This window comes from Bradyrhizobium sp. USDA 372 (assembly GCF_053629095.1).
This window is the reverse complement of record NZ_JBRJHR010000001.1, coordinates 1,244,890-1,261,471: the sequence shown is the minus strand read 5'-3', so window position 1 is coordinate 1,261,471 and position 16,582 is coordinate 1,244,890. Positions and strand designations below refer to the sequence as shown.

Here is a 16,582-nt window from a genome sequence, read left to right as displayed (position 1 = left end):
GTTACGCCGCGATGAACTCGTTCCACTTGCGGACCATGTAGTCGTTCTCGTCCATCACGGCGTTCCAGCACGCGACGCCGCCCATGCGGTCCTCGTAGGAGCCGCCGTCACGCACCGCGCCGGCCTTTTCCAGCAGCGAGCCGTCGGGCGCCTTGATGTCCTTCTCGGCCGGCTTGCCTTCCATCCAGTAGGCCCATTCGTAGGGCTCCATGTGGGCCTTCGCGGTGGAGAGCACGGCGGAGTAATAGCCCTGGCGGTTGAGATAGGCGCCGGCAAAGCCGGACAGGAACCAGTTCACGAATTCATAGGCCCATTCGAGCTTTTGACCCGAGACGCCCTTGGAGACGCAGAAGCCGGACGCCCAGGAACGGTAGCCTTCCTTGAGCGGCTGGAAGGTGCAGGGGATGCCCATCGAACGGACCTTCGTCACCGCCGGCGACCACATCGACTGGATCACGGTCTCGCCCGATGCCATCAGGTTGACGCTCTCATTAAAATCCTTCCAGAAGGCGCGGAACTGGCCGGCCTTCTTGGCCTCGGTCATCACCTTCATGGTGAGATCGATCTCTTCCTTGGTCATGTTGCCCTTGTCGGCATATTTGTACTTGCCGGAGGCTTCCACGACCATCGCGGCATCCATGATGCCGATCGAGGGGATATTGAGGATCGAGGCCTTGCCCTTGAACTCGGGGTTGAGCAGCTCGGCCCAGGTGCTGATCGGACGCTTGATCAGGTCGGGGCGGATGCCGAGCGTGTCGGCGTTGTAGACGGTCGGGATCAGCGTGACGAATTCGGTGGCCGACGTCGCGAACTTCTTGGAATCCTTGCCTTCGAGATAGAGCACCTTCCAGGGCGCGGTGCCCTGGCCGCCGATCTTCTTGCCGCCGGGCGTCTCGCCCTTGGTGAAGACGGGCGTGATGTTGTCGAACTCCTTGATCTTCTTGGCGTCGAGCGCGAGGATGTTGCCCGACGGCACCAGCTTCTTCAGCGAGAAATATTCGGTGTCCAGCACGTCGAAGGAGTTCGGCTGGGTCATCACGCGCTTGGTGACGTCGTCGGTGGTCGCGGTGATGTATTCGATCTTGATGCCGGTGTCCTTCAGGCACTGCTTGGAGATGTCGTCGCCCTCGTTCACCGCCGTGCCGAGATAGCGCAGCACCTTCGCATCGGCCGACTTCACGTAGGGAAAGCCGGTGATCGCGCCGGAGCCGGCGGCGAGGCCGGCGAGACCTGCGGTGCCCTTCAATAGCGTGCGGCGGCTGACGCCGGTCTTCCTGGTCGTCTCGGTCATTTCGCTCACTCCTCTGTGTTGCGCATTTCCGTGGTGAAGGGTGCTATTGCAGGCGTTGCGCCTTGGCGGGATCCCAGGTCGCCAGGACGCGATCGCCCGGACGGAACGGATGCACGTCGAAGGTGGCCTCGGGAACGTGAGAGAACAGGGCGGTGCCGTCGTCGAGCGTGAGCGAGACGGCGATGTAGGAGCCCTGGTACTCGGTCTGGGTCAGCAGCGCCGGCGCGCCGAAGGCGCCGTCGGCGAACGGCGCGATGCCGAGCTGATCGGCGCGGACGGCGATGAGATTGCCGGCGTCGCTGAGCACGTTGTGGCCGCCGATGAAGCGGGCCACGAATTCGGTGCGGGGATGATGGAAGATGTCGCGCGCCGTGCCCTGCTGCTCGATCTTGCCGTGGTTCATCACCACGATGTGGTCGGCGAGCGCCATCGCCTCTTCCTGGCCGTGGGTGACCTGGATGAAGCTGATGCCGAGCTCGCGCTGCAGCCGCTTCAATTCGCCGCGCATCTTGACGCGCAGGAACGGGTCGAGCGCCGAGAGCGGCTCGTCGAGCAAGAGGATCTGCGGCTCGGTGATCAGCGCGCGGGCGAGCGCGACGCGCTGCTGCTGGCCGCCGGAGAGCTGCGCGGGAAGACGGCCTGCATATTGGCTCATCGCCACCAGCTCGAGCAATTCGCCGGCGCGCTTGTGCCGCGTCGGCTTGTCGATGCCGCGCATCTTTAAGGCGAACGCGACGTTGTCGATCACGGAGAGGTGCGGAAACAGCGCATAGGACTGGAACATCATCGCGGTGCCGCGCTCGGCCGGCGGCAGGTCGGTGACGTTCTGCGGGCCGAGGAGGATGTCGCCTTCGCTCACAGCCTCGTGGCCTGCGATCATGCGCAGCGTCGAGGTCTTGCCGCAGCCGGAGGGGCCGAGCAGGCAGCAATAGGTGCCGGCCGGGATCTTCAGGTTGACGTTATCGACCGCCAGCGTGGCGTCGTAGCGCTTGGTGACGGCGACCAGTTCGAGAGCGGCGGGAATGGCCATGGCGTATCCGAGGAGGGGCGATGCGTCCCGCCTCTCTCCGCAAGGTCCGTGCCAACAGCCAACGACAGTGCGAATTTCCAAAACTGTGCAACGGAGTCAGATCGTTAGATCGATTCCGGGCCAATTTGTCCGCCCGCCGCCTGTGCAGTCACCTGCACACAAAACGGGCGAAGATTGTATAAAGTTTCGCCTGTGATTGGATACAGCTCGTCGACTAACATTGCAGGCCGAACGTTCGTCGATCGAGCCCTCACAATCATGGCCGCCAAGACCCGCCGGAAACCCGATGCGCCCGATGCGAGCGATCGCGTCAGCCGCATCCGGGAGGGTGTGACCGCCGCGATCCTCGAGCATCGCCTGCTGCCCGGCACGAAGCTCGGCGAGGACGAGATCGGCGACATCTACGGCGCGAGCCGGACGCTGGTGCGCACCGCGCTGCAGCAGCTCGCGCATGAGGGCATCGTCAGCATCGAGAAGAATCGCGGCGCCTTCGTCGCGCGCCCGACCCCGGCCGACGCCCGCGAGGTGTTCGAGGCGCGCCGGCTGATCGAGCCCAGCATCGTCGATCACGCCATCGAGGCGGTCTCGCCGGCCTGGCTCGATCGCCTCGGCCAGCATCTTGATGAGGAGCGTGAAGCGGAATTGCGCGGCGATGCGCGCGCCTCCGTCCGTCTCTCCGGCGAGTTTCATCGCCTCGTCGCCGAGATGAGCGGCCACAGCATCTATGTCGGTTTCCTGAAGGAGCTGATCGCGCGCTCCTCGCTCATCATCCTGCTCTACCGCCGCCACGACACGCCGGCGTGCGGCACCGATCATCACGCCGAGATCGTCGCCGCGATCCGCAAGCGCGACAAGGCGCGCGCGGGCGCCTTGATGCTGTCGCACCTGAACGAGATCGAGGCAGAGCTTTTCCTGAAGGATCCCGCCGCCGACGAGCTGCGGCTGGCGGATGTGCTGGGGGCCTGAGGGCTGCTTGCGTCGGCATGGGACCGGCGAGCCGGGAGCTATTGCGGCTCCAGGCCGAGGTTCTTGATCGACTCCAGCCAGACCGGCCCTTCTTTTTCGTAGAGGGCGATCGAGGATGCGCGATCCATTGCCGGCGAGTCGACGCCGAAGGCGTCGAGCAGCTTCTGGACACGCTCTGTCTTGCCGCCTTCGACCATGAGCTTGGCGAGCAGTTCGATCCGGTCGGGCGGTGTTGCAGCGGGCGCCACCAGGGTCGTGAAGCTCGTGAGCTGGAACACCTTGCCGGTGACCCCCTGCTCGGTGAACGTCTTGGTGTCCGGCAGTTTCTTCATGCGAACCAGTGACGGAACGGCGATCGCGCGGCCGACGCCGGTATCGAGGACAGGAAGCGCAGCCTGATAGCTGCCGGTCGCCGCCTGGATGACGCCGGCCGCCAGGTCCTGCCACATTGGCGCTTCGCCGCGGTAGTGCACGATGGAGATGTCGAGTCCATATTGGCGGTTGAGCTCGGCGATCGCGATGTGTGCGAACGAACCGATCCCATACGAGCCTGCCGTGACCTTGTTACGGCGTGCATAGGCGACGAAATCTTCGATGGACTTTGCACCGGTGGCGGAATGGACGACCAGCGGAAGATGACCCGATGGCGTCACCGAGACGATCGTGAAATCCTTGTCCGGATCATAGGCCAGCGATTTCAGCAGCAGCCGGTTTCCAAGCAACGTGGATGAGATCGTGTACATCAGCGTGTGGCCGTCCGCCGGCGACTCCTTGACCGATTGCGCTGCCAGCGCGCCACTCGCCCCCGTCTTGTTTTCGACGATGACGGGCTGTCCGAGCTTCTGGGAGATGTAATCGCCATAGGCGCGGGCGAATGCATCGGTGATGCCGCCGGCGGGCGTCGAAACGACGATCTTGATGGCTCTGGTGGGCCAGGCTTCGGCTGCGGACCCTTCAGCGGTCGCTATCACAAGGCATGTAATTGCAGCCCCCAATATTCCGACGAATGTCCTCACTTGCCCCTCCCGTTCCGCTCTGCGTCTTGGGCGCCCTGCGGTCGCCGGGCAGAGATGTCACACGAGCGGAGGCAAATAGAAACAACATTTTACTGGGTGAAATGGCGGTCTCCAGACGACGATGACGGGCCTGCCGCAGCAAGGTTGGCGGCGAGCGCCTGGCCAGTGCGAGACGGCGCCGGAGATCTTCCTTGGGACGGAATAATGGCATGGCAGCTCTTTGTGGGGACCGTGCTGCTCGTCCATGAAGCAATCGCCGGATCAGTCAAACATATCCCGGCTGCCCGCCGAGCAAGTCGCGCTCCGACCCCAAGCGCGACAAGCCGCGCGCGGGCACCGCATTGGCTCCTCAGCGGCCGAGTTCGCTCTCGGCGGCAAGCTGCCCCTCTGGCGTGATTTCGTATTCGCCGTCCTGTTTTGTCATCCATCCCGACCTGACCATCTCTCGTGCGAGCTGCACTGAGCAGATCGGATGATTGCCTCCTGGGTAATACAGCCTGTCGTTTCGGACGAGCAAGTGGCCGTACAACTGGGCCTGACGCAATGCCCTTCGCATTCCGGGTGATGGATCTTTCATGCCGGTTCAAGCCTGAGCACGGTGAAGGTTCCTAATGAATGCGGCTATCTCATTGGCGTGTCGTTCGGCCGCGCACGTAGGAACCGTCATTCCGCTGCATCGTTTGTTGTTTCGAGGAGCAGCGCCATGAACGTACGGGATGAGCACACGCAGTCCCTCTGGATGGACGTATCTGTCGCGGAGGCTCCGGTGCTGTCGCGTACGGTCGGCGTGGACGTTGCCGTGGTCGGCTCCGGAATAGCCGGACTTTCGGTCGCATATGAACTTGCCCGCCATGGACGTTCGGTCGCAGTCATCGATCGTGGCCGCATCGGCAGCGGGATGACGGCGCGCACCACGGCGCATCTGGCGACCGCGCTCGATGACGGTTACGATGCGTTCGTGCGAGTCCGCGGCCCTGACTGTGCGCGGCGTTACTATCAGAGCGTTGCTGCCGCGATCGATCGCGTCGAGGCCATCCAGGGCGCCGAGCACATCGATTGCGGTTTCAAACGCGTCGATGGCTATTGGGTACAGGCACCCGAAACGTCCGCATCCGAGCTGGATAGTGAATTGGACCGCTGTCGCAAGCTGCAGATTCCGGTCGAAAATCGCCTTGAGCCGACACCATTCCATGACAGGGGTCAGACGCGTTCGCTGCGCTTTCCGCGCCAGGCGCGCCTGCATCCGACTAAATATCTCGCCGGTCTGGCGAGCGCACTGCAGCGCCGGGGCGCCCAGCTCTACGCCGACACCTGCGTCGAGAGCATCCAGCAACGCCAGGGCAGCATGGTCGTGACCACCGCCTCAGGCTACGAGGTTCACGCCGCCGACGTGGTGGTGGCGACCAACTCGCCCGTCAACGTGCAGGTGGCGATCCATACCAAGCAGGCGCCTTACCGCACTTATGCGCTCGCCGCGAAGATTGCGGCCGGCGCCGTGGAGGATGCGCTCTATTGGGATACGCTCGATCCTTATCATTATGTCCGCCTCCAGCCGTTGTCTGCCGACGAGGACATCGTGATCATCGGCGGCGAAGATCACAAGTCGGGTGAGGCAAATGATGGCGTACAGCGCCTTGACGCGCTTGAGCGCTGGGCGCGCGAGCGATTGCCGGATTTGCGCGAGGTCACTCATCGGTGGTCGGGTCAGGTGCTGGAGCCGGTCGATTTCGCCGGCTTCATCGGCCGCAGCCCCGACGAGGAGCATGTATTCATTGTCAGCGGCGATTCCGGGCAGGGGATCACGAACGGACTCGTGGCGGGCATGCTGATCGCGGATCTCGTCACCAGCGGCGCCAGTCCCTGGGAGGACGTCTACGCTCCGTCACGGAAGATTCAGAGGAATATCGGCGAGTTCATCAGCGAGAACATCACCCCTATCAAGAACTTCGCGGAGTATCTCACCGCAAGTGAAATCGCGAGCGCTGAACATCTGCGGCCCGGCGAGGGGCGTCTCTTCCGAAGTGGCCTGAAGAAGATCGCGGCGTGCCGCGACCGAAGCGGACATTTGCATTTGCATTCGGCGAGCTGCACCCATTTAGGCTGCGTCGTGCACTGGAACTCACTCGAACAGTGCTGGGATTGCCCATGTCACGGATCGCAGTTTGCACCCGATGGCACCGCGCTCAACGGCCCGGCGGTTTCCCCGCTCGGCGAGGCTGAAAAGCCGGCCAATCTTGAAGCGGCAGAATGACCGGCATCCCTCGGCGTGTTGTGGTCAGGCTATAAAAGGGGCTTGCCGCGACGGTTGCAGCTTTTACCTGGCGAGCTGCATGTGAATCATGATGCGCGCCGATCTGATGTGACTAGTCCTCGCAGGCTGTACAGGCTATATCCTGTCGCCTGTCATTGAACTGTCATGTTACCGCAAATGTTAAAGTCAGACGCTGCGTCGGCTCGCAAGACTCCGAGCGCGCCGGAAACCAATCCTGCTCTTGGGAACACCAAGAGAACGCAGCTCCGCACCGGCTTCCTGGGGCAACGAGAGGAAGTCAGCGTGGAACCGGCGACGGCCGAGGAGCGCACTCCCATTGAGCAGACGCCATCGCAGGATGTGGCGCCCGCGCCGAACCCAACGCAGCCCGCTCATCCCGCCGGTGAAATCGAGCTCAAGCTTCTCGTCGATGCCGATCGCATGGCGGATTTCCGCGCAGCGCCCGTCATCGCGGCGAACGCGCGCAACAAGGGCGCACGCAAACGCCTCAAATCCGTCTACTACGACACGCCCGAGCGGGCGCTACGTCGCGCCGGCCTGAGCTTGCGCGTCCGCCAGAGCGGCTCGCGTTTCGTGCAGACCGTGAAGACCGAGGTTGCGGACGATCCGTTGCGTCGGGGCGAATGGGAAGCAAGTGTGCCGTCGCTTGCGCCCGATTTCGCTTTGGCGATGCCGTTCATTCCGGACAAGCTCCGCGGCCATCTCGACGCGCAACCGCTCGAAGCGGTGTTCTCGGCCGATGTGCATCGGCACACGCGCATCGTCGACCTGCCGTCCGGCACGGTCGAGGTCGCCTTCGACCAGGGCGAGCTGAGCGCAGGCGGCAGGTCAATGCCGGTGAGCGAGATCGAGCTGGAGCTGAAGAGCGGCAGCCCGAGCGCGATCTACGAGATCGCGCTGCGCCTTGCAGAGCACGGAACGGTGAAGCCGTCCATCCGCAGCAAGTCCGCACGCGGCTTCGACCTTGCCGGGGACCTGCCGCCCTCGGCGCGCCGGCCGCGCAAGCTTCGCCTCGATCCTTCCGTGACGCTCGACGAGGCCTTCGCGACCATCCTGCGCGCCTGCTTCCTGCACCTGCTGCAATCGCTGCCGGCGGCCGAGGACGGCCGCAATCCGGAAGGCGTGCATCAGCTGCGTGTCTCGTTGCGCCGGCTGCGGTCTGCGCTCGACCTGATGCGATCGGTCGGCGCGCTCAGCCACGTCGATGCGCTGCGCTCGGAAGCCAAATGGCTGGCGCAAGGCCTGTCCGCGGCGCGCGACTGGGACGTGTTCCAGCTCGCCACCTTGCCGGCGATCGCAAAAGCCTGTCCTTCGGTCGCGGGCTTCGATGCGCTTGGGCAGGTCGCGGCTCAGCGTCAGGCGCAAGCCTATCGCAGGGCTCGCAATGCGCTCGATGATCGCCGCTGTGCCGTCTTCCTGATCGGCCTCGGCGGCTGGATCGAGACGCGCGGCTGGCGCAACGGCGTCGCGCCGGAAGATCTCGGCCGGCTCGCCGAGCCCGCCGTCAATTTCGCGCAGCGCGTCCTGTCCGAGCAGTATGCCAAGGTGCTCAAGCGCGGCCGCCGCTTCAAGTCGCTCACGGTCAACGAGCTGCACCGCCTGCGGCTCGCCACCAAGCGGCTGCGCTATCTCAGCGAGTTCCTGCTGCCGCTGTACGAGGATCGCAAGTCCGCCCGAAAATTCGCGCGCCGGCTCGCCGGCTTGCAGGAGGAGCTCGGCGTCTTCAACGACATGGCGGTGACGGCCTCGTTGCTCGACGGGCTCGGTTCCGAAGATCGCGACAGCGCCATTGCGGCGGCCGCGATCGCCGGCTGGCAGGCGCGGGCATCGATCGGCGTGCAGCAGGGCTTGCAGGATAGTTGGCGGGATTTCACCGCCGCGCGCGTGCCCTGGTCGCGCCAGGGCCAGCAGAGCTGATCGCGTCGCCCCAAAAAGTTGCGCCCAGCCATTGGGGGATGGCTGGGCGCGCGCGAACCGGTCTGGGACGGGGAGGGGTGGGGATGTGACCGGGTCGCGTAACCTGTTGTCTCGTTCCTACTGATCTTTGGCGCTGGCGGTGGAGACCGCCGGCTTGGTATCGCCCAGCGAGACCCAGACGTTGGGATCGCCCTGCGACTGGCGCTTGACGAAGCGGTAGCCGGTCTCCGTCCAGGCGAGGACATTCTCGTTCTGATTGTCGAGAATGAACTCGCCCTTGTCGGTCTTTACCGTCAGCACCGCGTGGCCTTCGCCCTTCTTGTCGCGCACCACGGTGATGAGCAGGGCCTGGCGCGGCCAGCCGGCATCCATCAGCATCTTGCGCTTCAACAGCACGTAGTCTTCACAGTCGCCGTAACCGTCTGATGGCAGCGACCACTTCTCGATCACGCCCCAGTGCTCCTGGTCGGTCAGAGGCTTGACGGTCTCGTTGACCCAGCGATTGACCTTGATGAGGTCGCGCCATGCCGCCTGCGACATCACGATGTCGCGCGGCTGCAGCGGCGCGCCCTGGCACTGAGCAGCATTGTCCGCGCAGAACTCGACCCAGCCGATCGGCGCACGCGTGGTATCGCCGAGGCTCGCGTAGAGCAGACGGCCTTCGCCGGCCTGCGCTGCCGCGCTGATCCCGAAGAGCATGGCGGCCAGCGCCAGTCCCTTCCCCTGTCCCCTGAAGTCAAACATTGCGGCCCCCGTTTCTTGTTGGGACCACATTTCGCACGGAGCTTTTGAGTTGCCGCTAAGTCGACCAAGTCAAGTCGAGACGAATACAAGTAAAACGAGCGGCGAATTCGATCTATACTTGAATAGAATTTGCGTAAAATTCGATATGACTGAAATTGATTCAAATTTTATCTGTTAACGCGGACGCGCTGGGCGAAGCGTTGTTTGCGCTCATCTGCAGCCCCTCCGTTAACCGCTGTCCGCTCGCCGCGGGACGTGAAAAAGGCGGCGTCCGCATCGCGGAAGCCGCCTTCGAGCCTGGAAATATCAGGGTTTTCGCGTCCCGGCGCTTTACCGCGCGGTAACGCTCTCTTCGAGTGTCTCCACCGGCTGCTCGTGCATGAACTCGAGCGCAAAGCCGTCTTCGAGGTTTCGGACCACGCGGCCCTGGACCCGGCCGAGCAGAACGGTCGACTTCAGCGGCGGGCGGTTCTCGGCAGCGATCGCCGCGCCCGACAGCGAGAGGTCGATGATGCGGCAGGTCATCTTGGTGCCGTCCTCGAGTGTCAGCACCGCGATCGGATTGCGCGGCACGATACGGTCGTGGCGGCGGTCCTCCGGCAGATTGAGGATGTCGCGATTGGCGAGCCAGGTCAGCTGTGCCGCGAGCTTGTCGCGCTTTCTGGGCGTCGCCCCGATCGTCATGGCGAAGCCGTTGTCGATGATCCGGGTGATCTTGCCCTCGACGCGGCCGATATGGTCGAGATAAGCGACCACGCGGTCGCCGACATTGCCGATGCCGGGGGCGAGCAAGGCGAGGCCGCCCGGCGACATGTTGATCACCTGGCAGGGGAATTCCCGGCGGTCCGGCAGCATGTAGCGGCCGAGCAGGTGCACCTTCACCCGCTGGAAGCGCCTGCGCTCCTCGGCGGCCGGAAGAAATTTTTTGTTCGCTAACGCCATTTCCAACACCCGACCCCCCGCCCGGGCGGAGTCCGGGACGACCCTAAGGTGCATAGGGTTAATGCCGCGTTAGGATCGGGCGCGCCGGTTGCGGACAGACACGATGCGCTCGAAAAGCCACATCAGGGGGAGTGATCGTCACGCCGTCCGTGCCCTGTGCCCATACAGCAGGCACAGCAGCGCCAGCAGCACGGCGGCCGACAGGCCGAGCGACCAGTGGATGCCGATCGCCGCGCCTGCTACCCCGACCGTGATGCCGCTGAAGGCCCGCATGCCGAGCCCGGCCATGTTGTAGAGGCCGACGACGCGGCCGCGGATGTCGTGCGGCGCGTTCAGCTGCACCAGCGCCTGCGCCATGGTGTTGAACGAGAGCTCGAAGAAGCCCGCGAAAAACAATAGCGCGATCGCGACCGGATAGACCGGCACCAGTGCGAAGCCGAGCAGCGCCACGCTCCACAGCATCGCCAGCGTGATCGCGGTGCGCGGGGTGCCCTTCAGCTGTCCCCAGGATTCCAGCGCAATGCCGGCCAGCAGTGCGCCGGCCGCGTCTGCTGCGAGCAGCACGCTGTAGGAGACGCCGGGATCGCCATGGCCGAGATCGCCGGCATAGCCCGGCATCTGGGCGTGATAGGCGTTGCCGATCATGAAGGAAGTGAGGCCGGCAAGCCACGTCATCGCCGACAGCACCGGTTGGGTGCCGATGGCGCGGATGGTCAGCACGATGTCGGCAAGGCCGCGCACCGCGAAGCGGCGCGCCGCCACGCTCTTGTCCCGCACCGGGGCCCAGAACAGCCAGAGCAGCATCGGCAGATAGAAAAGCGTGTTGAAGATGATGCCGTGCGAGGGACCGAGCGTCAGCATGATGAGGCCGCCGACTGCAGGCCCGACCAGGATGCCGAGATAGCGCGCCATCGCGTTCAGCCGCACCGCGCTCGGCAGATCGGCCGGGCCGACGAGGTCGTAGAGCAACAGCTGGTTCGGGGTCTGCCAGAGCACGCCGGCGCAGCCATGGATGACCAGGAGCAGCATCGCGTGCCACATCTGGATCGTATCGGTCAGGAAGAAGTAGCCCCAACCCGCGGAGGCGGCGATGAACAGCAGCATGCCGCACTGGATGATGCGGCGCGGATCGAACCGGTCGGCGAGGCCACCGACCGCGACGGAGAACAGCAGGAACGGCAGCCAGTGCGACAGCACGGCAAACCCGCCGAGCGTCGGCGAATGGAATTTCTGGAACACCACCCAATAGCTGATCACATGCTCGATATTGTCCGCCATCATCGCCAACACGTAAGAGGCGAACTGCAGACGGTAGGGCACGGACCTCATCGCCGCGAACGAGCCGGACGCGACCATGGGATTTTGGGGAAGGGGGTTCAAGCGATCACCTGGGTGGGACTTCAACCGTCCGTACACGGTCGCTGGTGAAGGCTCAAGACACTTGGGTGTGCTCGAACATCAGCCATGCAGTGCCGCCACATGCTCAGCCGTCCATCCCCGCGCAACCGCGAAGCGGCTGTCGCTGGAGGTGCGAGCCTTGCGATGCGTCAGCGTCGCAAGGAGAGCCTCGAAGGATGGACCACGGGTGCCTGCAGCCCATCCTTCGAGGCGCGCAACAGCGCGCACCTCAGGATGACGGCGGTATCTGTGGCCGCAGCTAACCCAGCGACTTCACGTATACCCCATACGGCACGCCCAGAATATCCGGCGCCTCGCCGATCCTCACAAATCCCATCCGCAGATACATCGACTCCGCGACCGTCATGATCTGCGTCGTGTGCAGGGCGATGGCCGGCGACTGGTCGCGCTCGGCGCGGCGCAGGCATTCTTCGGTCAATTGCCGGCCGATTCCCTTGCCGCGCGCACAGGGATCGACGACCAGCATGCGGATGATCGGCCATGACGGCTCGAAGAACGCGGGCTTCGGCGCTTGCGCACCGACATAAGCGACTGCGCCGACGATCTGGCCACCGTCTTCGGCAACGATGATCTCGCCTGTCTTGGCAAGCAGCGGCATCTTCGCGACGTTGGCCGTAAACAGCGGCCAGTCGGAATAGTGCTGCTCGAATTGTGCGAACGCGGACAGCGCGACTTGCACGATTGCTTCGGCATCCGTCGGCTGATAGTCGCGTAGCATCAGCGTTGTCCTCGTAGGCCGGATGGAGCGTAGCGCAATCCGGGGGCCGCGTCCCCGTATTCCGCTGCGCTCCATACGGGCTACGAGGCCGCACCTTGGCACGAGCGCGCATCTCACATACGCTTCGCCTCAGCCCGCATCATCAAAACACAACAAGCGGGCAGCGAGGAAACACCATGGAGCAAATCCGCGTCTGCACCCACGCAGGTCCCGGCTCGGAGCCCGTCATCCGCACCGTGCCGTGGCCGAAGGTCGGCCGGAAGGCCGCACTGATCAAGGTCGGCGCCTGCGGGGTCTGCGGCACCGACCTGCACATCCTCAAAGGACACTGGCCGAAGCCGCTGCCTTGGCCGTTCACGCTGGGACATGAGCTCGGCGGAATCATCGTCGAATGCGGCGATGAATTTTCCGAGGATTTTATGAGCAAGCCGCTTCAAGTCGGCTCCAAGGTGATGATCCCGCCCTTGATGCCGTGCGGCCGCTGCTATTACTGCATCCATTATCCGCAAACCGCGAACAAGTGCCTGACGCCGGTCTATTACGGCCGCTATCTCGGCTTCGACAAGCCGCCGCATTTGTGGGGCGGCTGGGCCGAATATGTCTATGTCGATCTCGAGATGCTGCCGGGCACCAAGATCTACAAGCTGCCGGACGACATGTCGTTGCGCCTGGGTGCGCTATCGGAGCCGTTGACATCCTGCATCCGCGCCTTCAATCGCGCCACGCGCGCCGGCGGATTCAGCTGGGGCGACACCGTGGTGATCCAGGGCTCCGGCCCGATCGGCATTTTGGCGGTCGCGGCCGCCAGGGAGATGGGGGCAGGGCGCGTGATCTGCGTAGGGGCGCCGGAGGAGCCGCGGCTCAAGCTGGCGCGCGAGTTCGGCGCGGAGGCGACCGTGAACATCGAGGAGCTGAAGTCACCCGAGGCGCGCATCGCGCGCGTGCGCGACATCGTCGGCGGCTTCGGCGCCGATCTCGTGATGGATTGCTCGGGACATCCCACCGCCGGCCCCGAAGGCATCGAGATGCTGCGCGACGGCGGCACCTATGTCGAGATGGGCCAGTTCACCGACGCCGGCTCGATCGACACCTCCTGGCACCGCATCTGCACCAAGGACCTCAACGTGCTGGGATCCTGGGGCTTCACCGGCAATGATCTCCCGCTCGGCGTCGACATGCTCTACCGCACGCGTGACAAATATCCGTGGCTGAAGATGCAGACGATCTACCCGTTCACGGAAGCCGGCGTTGCGCAGGCGGTGAAGGACGCGATGGCGATGAAGACGGTGAAGTCGACCATCGTGCCGTGGCCGGAGCTGGTGGAGTAGACAGCGCCGTCCGCGCCTCAAGATATTTCGCGAGTCTTCCCGGATGGAGCGAAGCGCAATCCGGGATTCTCGCCCGCGACTCCCCGTATTCCGCTGCGCTCCATACGGGCTACGAGTCGGAGTTTGGATCAATGACGAAATGACGGACCGGCAGACACCTGGCCAGCACGCTCGCTCCCCCTTCAACGCCATCCGCGCGATCGACTACACCGTCATCTTCGTGCGCGACATGGCGGCGATGCGCCGCTTCTACGAGGACGTCCTCGCCTTTCCACTCTCGCGCGAACTGTCGCCGAACTGGATCGAGTATGGCATCGGCAGCAACACGCTGGCGCTGGCACGGCCGAGCCGCACCTCAGGTGATGCACCAGTGCCGGCGGGCAGCGCCTCGCTGCAGCTCGCGTTCAAGGTCTCTGCGGCTGAGGTCGACGCGTGCGCCGATGAACTCGTGCGCCAGGGCGTGGCGCTGGTGTCGCCGCCGACGGACCAGTCCTTCGGTCATCGCACGCTGTTCTTCCGCGATCCCGACGGGAATTTGCTGGAGGTGTACGGGGAGATCTGAGGTGGCTCCGGATCCAGGAGGCCGTCAGAAATCGCCTGTCCACCTTCAGGCGCGGCTCCCCGTCAAGCCATGCATCAAAGCCATGGTGATTTCCCGGCGCATGGCGTAAAGAGCGCCCAGATCAAATCCAGCGTGCGGCCGGGCCGTTTGCCGCGCACGCAGCTTTAGGCGCCGGTTCACCGTTTGCGCGCCTGAATTCAACCAAGGTTCTCCATCTCGTGTCTCTTCCGGCCCTGACCCCGCCGCTCGCCCGCGCTTTGGCCGAGCGGAACTATGATTCACTGACGCCCGTCCAGCTCGCGGTGCTCGCTCATGAAGCCACCAGCCGCGACCTTCTGGTCTCGGCCCAGACCGGTTCCGGCAAGACCGTCGCTTACGGTCTGGCCATCGCGAAGAACATCCTCGATGACGCCGAGCAGTTCGCACAAGCGGCCGCGCGCCGCTCGCCTTGATCGTGGCGCCGACCCGCGAGCTCGCGCTCCAGGTTCAGCGCGAGCTGGCCTGGCTATATGGGCATGCCGGCGGGCGCGTCGTGTCCTGTGTCGGCGGCATGGATCCGCGGCGCGAGCAGCGGGAGCTCGCCGCCGGCGCGCACATCGTCGTCGGCACGCCCGGGCGTCTGTGCGATCATCTGCGGCGCGGCCGCCTCGATATCTCCGAGCTCGCCGCGGTCGTGCTCGACGAAGCCGACGAGATGCTCAATCTCGGCTTTCGCGAGGACATGGAATTCATCCTCGAGACCACGCCACAGGCGCGTCGCACCCTCTTGTTCTCGGCGACGTTTCCGCGCGGCATCGTCGCGCTGGCGCGGCAATATCAGCGCGACGCATTCCGGATCGAGGTCGCCGGTGACGAGGGCGGCCACGCCGACATCGAATACCGCGCGATCCGCATCGCGCCCGCCGACGTCGAGCATGCCGTCGTCAACGTGCTGCGCTTCTACGAGGCGCCGAGCGCGCTGGTGTTTTGCAGCACGCGCGATGCCGTCAGGCATTTGCAGGCAGCGCTCCTGGAGCGCGGCTTTTCGGTGGTCGCGCTGTCGGGTGAATTGACGCAGAACGAACGCACCCTGGCGCTGCAATCGCTGCGCGACGGCCGCGCCCGCGTCTGCGTTGCGACCGACGTTGCCGCCCGCGGCATCGACCTGCCGAGCCTCGACCTCGTCATTCATGCCGATTTGCCCAACGACGCCGAAGTCATGCAGCATCGCTCAGGCCGCACCGGGCGCGCGGGCCGGAAGGGGACGAGCGTTCTCCTGGTGCCGCCGGCGCGGCGGCGGCGCGCCGAGCTGTTGCTCAATCTCTCCGGTATCGACGCGGCCTGGGGCACGGCACCGCAGGCGGATGACATCCGCAAGCTCGATCACGCCCGCATGAAGGACGTGCTGTTCACGGAGGAGACGACGCCCGACGATCTGGCCCTGGCGCAGGCGCTCTTGGCCGAGCGCTCGCCCGAGGATATCGCCGCCGCGCTCGCGCGGCTTTATCGCGCGCGGCTGCCGTCGCCCGAGGACATCATCGATCCCGGCGAGCGAAGCGGCAAGCCGGAACGCGGACGTCATAGATTGGAAGAGGGCGACGACCGCGGCAAGCCGCGATCGAAGGCCGGGAAGGCGTCGAAGCACGGCATGGCTGAGGGCAGCGTCTGGTTTCGCGCCGCCATCGGGCGCCGCAAGAACGCGGAGGCACGCTGGCTGCTGCCGATGATCTGCCGCCGCGGCGGCATCGACAAGCGCGACATCGGCGCCATCAAGATCATGGACACCACCACCGAGTTCGAGATCTCCGAGCGGGTCGCCGGATCCTTTGCGGGGAAGATCAAGCGTCCGGACAAGGAAGACAGCATCCGGATCGAGCCGATGGCGGATGCGCCGCAGCGCCAAGAAGCTCCCCGGGAGCGCTCTCGCGCGCCGCAGCGCGAGGCCGGCGCTCATCATGAACGGCGCGATGATCGCCCGCGCGAGGCAAGTGGATTCAAGCCACGCAGCAAGCCTCACGCCGAGCGCGCGCCGAAATTCGACGATGCGCGTTCTTTCGCAAAGAAAAAGAAGCACAAGAACAAGCCGGGCCACGCAGAGCCGTCGGTTACGCCATGGCCTGTGAAGGGCGCGCCCGGAAAGAATGCGAAGAAGAAGCGTCGGGGCTGATCTGCCGCTTTCCGTCCACGGCTTGACTAGTGCCGCCGAAGGCTCGCGCGTTGCGCTATGGAGCGCTGCATCCACTCGCAATCAATCGGTAACATGGCGCCATCCGGACGCGTTGCGAGCCCGCGCCTTCTCGAGTTGGCAGAAGCCTTTTCGGCAACTTCAAAGAGGCAATAGCAGCGCCTGCGGCGAGTCGTCGCTTGAATCGAATTTAATCAAGTCGAGAGTCTGAAA

General features: G+C 64.7%; 12 protein-coding genes and 1 pseudogene. 6 read left to right on the top strand and 7 right to left on the bottom strand.

All coding sequences use genetic code 11. From position 1 onward, the window contains the following. Position 1: 1 nt before the first annotated feature. The gene (locus tag AB7M16_RS06185) at positions 2–1,291 is read right to left on the bottom strand and encodes an ABC transporter substrate-binding protein (protein WP_172783086.1); all 1,290 of its coding nucleotides are present in this window, start codon (positions 1,289–1,291) and stop codon (positions 2–4) included. 43 nt (positions 1,292–1,334) lie between these two features. Continuing rightward, the gene (locus AB7M16_RS06180) at positions 1,335–2,321 is read right to left on the bottom strand and encodes an ABC transporter ATP-binding protein (RefSeq protein ID WP_172783087.1); all 987 of its coding nucleotides are present in this window, start codon (positions 2,319–2,321) and stop codon (positions 1,335–1,337) included. A gap of 258 nt (positions 2,322–2,579) precedes the next feature. Here AB7M16_RS06180 and AB7M16_RS06175 point away from each other — a divergent pair, with 258 nt between their 5' ends. Further along, the gene (locus tag AB7M16_RS06175; protein WP_453943389.1) at positions 2,580–3,287 is read left to right on the top strand and encodes a GntR family transcriptional regulator; all 708 of its coding nucleotides are present in this window, start codon (positions 2,580–2,582) and stop codon (positions 3,285–3,287) included. A 38-nt stretch (positions 3,288–3,325) separates the two neighbouring features. Here AB7M16_RS06175 and AB7M16_RS06170 read toward each other — a convergent pair whose 3' ends face one another. After that, positions 3,326–4,303, bottom strand: a complete 978-nt coding sequence (locus AB7M16_RS06170) for a Bug family tripartite tricarboxylate transporter substrate binding protein (protein WP_257187444.1) — start codon at positions 4,301–4,303, stop codon at positions 3,326–3,328. A 703-nt stretch (positions 4,304–5,006) separates the two neighbouring features. Between AB7M16_RS06170 and AB7M16_RS06165 the strand changes: the two genes are divergently transcribed. Beyond that, the gene (locus tag AB7M16_RS06165) at positions 5,007–6,554 is read left to right on the top strand and encodes an FAD-dependent oxidoreductase (protein ID WP_453943388.1); all 1,548 of its coding nucleotides are present in this window, start codon (positions 5,007–5,009) and stop codon (positions 6,552–6,554) included. A gap of 177 nt (positions 6,555–6,731) precedes the next feature. Next, positions 6,732–8,492: a CYTH and CHAD domain-containing protein gene (locus AB7M16_RS06160; RefSeq protein WP_453943387.1), complete on the top strand. Its 1,761-nt coding sequence runs from the start codon at positions 6,732–6,734 to the stop codon at positions 8,490–8,492. A gap of 117 nt (positions 8,493–8,609) precedes the next feature. On the opposite strand, the gene AB7M16_RS06155 is transcribed toward AB7M16_RS06160, so the two are convergent. From AB7M16_RS06155 to AB7M16_RS06140, 4 genes are all read right to left on the bottom strand, one after another. Further along, on the bottom strand, positions 8,610–9,236 hold the full coding sequence (locus AB7M16_RS06155) for a transglutaminase-like cysteine peptidase (RefSeq protein ID WP_212258130.1): 627 nt from the start codon (positions 9,234–9,236) through the stop codon (positions 8,610–8,612). Positions 9,237–9,566: 330 nt separating this feature from the next. After that, positions 9,567–10,178: a PilZ domain-containing protein gene (locus AB7M16_RS06150; RefSeq protein WP_025037137.1), complete on the bottom strand. Its 612-nt coding sequence runs from the start codon at positions 10,176–10,178 to the stop codon at positions 9,567–9,569. Between the two features lie 138 nt (positions 10,179–10,316). Continuing rightward, positions 10,317–11,534 carry an MFS transporter gene (locus tag AB7M16_RS06145; RefSeq protein ID WP_453947135.1) on the bottom strand — a complete coding sequence of 406 codons (1,218 nt, stop codon included), beginning with the start codon at positions 11,532–11,534 and terminating at the stop codon, positions 10,317–10,319. Positions 11,535–11,835: 301 nt separating this feature from the next. Beyond that, positions 11,836–12,315, bottom strand: coding sequence for a GNAT family N-acetyltransferase (locus tag AB7M16_RS06140; protein ID WP_260379786.1), 480 nt, complete (start codon positions 12,313–12,315; stop codon positions 11,836–11,838). Positions 12,316–12,491: 176 nt separating this feature from the next. On the opposite strand from AB7M16_RS06140, the gene AB7M16_RS06135 reads away from it, so the two are divergent. The 3 genes and pseudogenes from AB7M16_RS06135 (at position 12,492) to AB7M16_RS06125 (ending at position 16,351) form a co-directional block, all read left to right on the top strand. Continuing rightward, a complete protein-coding gene (locus AB7M16_RS06135; RefSeq protein WP_260379785.1) occupies positions 12,492–13,643 on the top strand; it encodes a zinc-binding dehydrogenase in 1,152 nt (383 codons plus the stop codon). A 139-nt stretch (positions 13,644–13,782) separates the two neighbouring features. After that, positions 13,783–14,205, top strand: a complete 423-nt coding sequence (locus tag AB7M16_RS06130) for a VOC family protein (protein ID WP_453943386.1) — start codon at positions 13,783–13,785, stop codon at positions 14,203–14,205. Between the two features lie 218 nt (positions 14,206–14,423). Next, positions 14,424–16,351: pseudogene (locus tag AB7M16_RS06125) on the top strand (DEAD/DEAH box helicase). Positions 16,352–16,582 lie beyond the last annotated feature (231 nt).

Coding starts and splice junctions, on each gene's coding strand:
- AB7M16_RS06150 (WP_025037137.1), bottom strand. CDS start 10,178: ATGGCGTTAGCGAACAAAAAATTTCTTCCGGCCGCCGAGGAGCGCAGG.
- AB7M16_RS06145 (WP_453947135.1), bottom strand. CDS start 11,534: ATGGTCGCGTCCGGCTCGTTCGCGGCGATGAGGTCCGTGCCCTACCGT.
- AB7M16_RS06130 (WP_453943386.1), top strand. CDS start 13,783: ATGACGGACCGGCAGACACCTGGCCAGCACGCTCGCTCCCCCTTCAAC.
- AB7M16_RS06175 (WP_453943389.1), top strand. CDS start 2,580: ATGGCCGCCAAGACCCGCCGGAAACCCGATGCGCCCGATGCGAGCGAT.
- AB7M16_RS06185 (WP_172783086.1), bottom strand. CDS start 1,291: ATGACCGAGACGACCAGGAAGACCGGCGTCAGCCGCCGCACGCTATTG.
- AB7M16_RS06165 (WP_453943388.1), top strand. CDS start 5,007: ATGAACGTACGGGATGAGCACACGCAGTCCCTCTGGATGGACGTATCT.
- AB7M16_RS06180 (WP_172783087.1), bottom strand. CDS start 2,321: ATGGCCATTCCCGCCGCTCTCGAACTGGTCGCCGTCACCAAGCGCTAC.
- AB7M16_RS06135 (WP_260379785.1), top strand. CDS start 12,492: ATGGAGCAAATCCGCGTCTGCACCCACGCAGGTCCCGGCTCGGAGCCC.
- AB7M16_RS06155 (WP_212258130.1), bottom strand. CDS start 9,236: ATGTTTGACTTCAGGGGACAGGGGAAGGGACTGGCGCTGGCCGCCATG.
- AB7M16_RS06160 (WP_453943387.1), top strand. CDS start 6,732: ATGTTAAAGTCAGACGCTGCGTCGGCTCGCAAGACTCCGAGCGCGCCG.
- AB7M16_RS06140 (WP_260379786.1), bottom strand. CDS start 12,315: ATGCTACGCGACTATCAGCCGACGGATGCCGAAGCAATCGTGCAAGTC.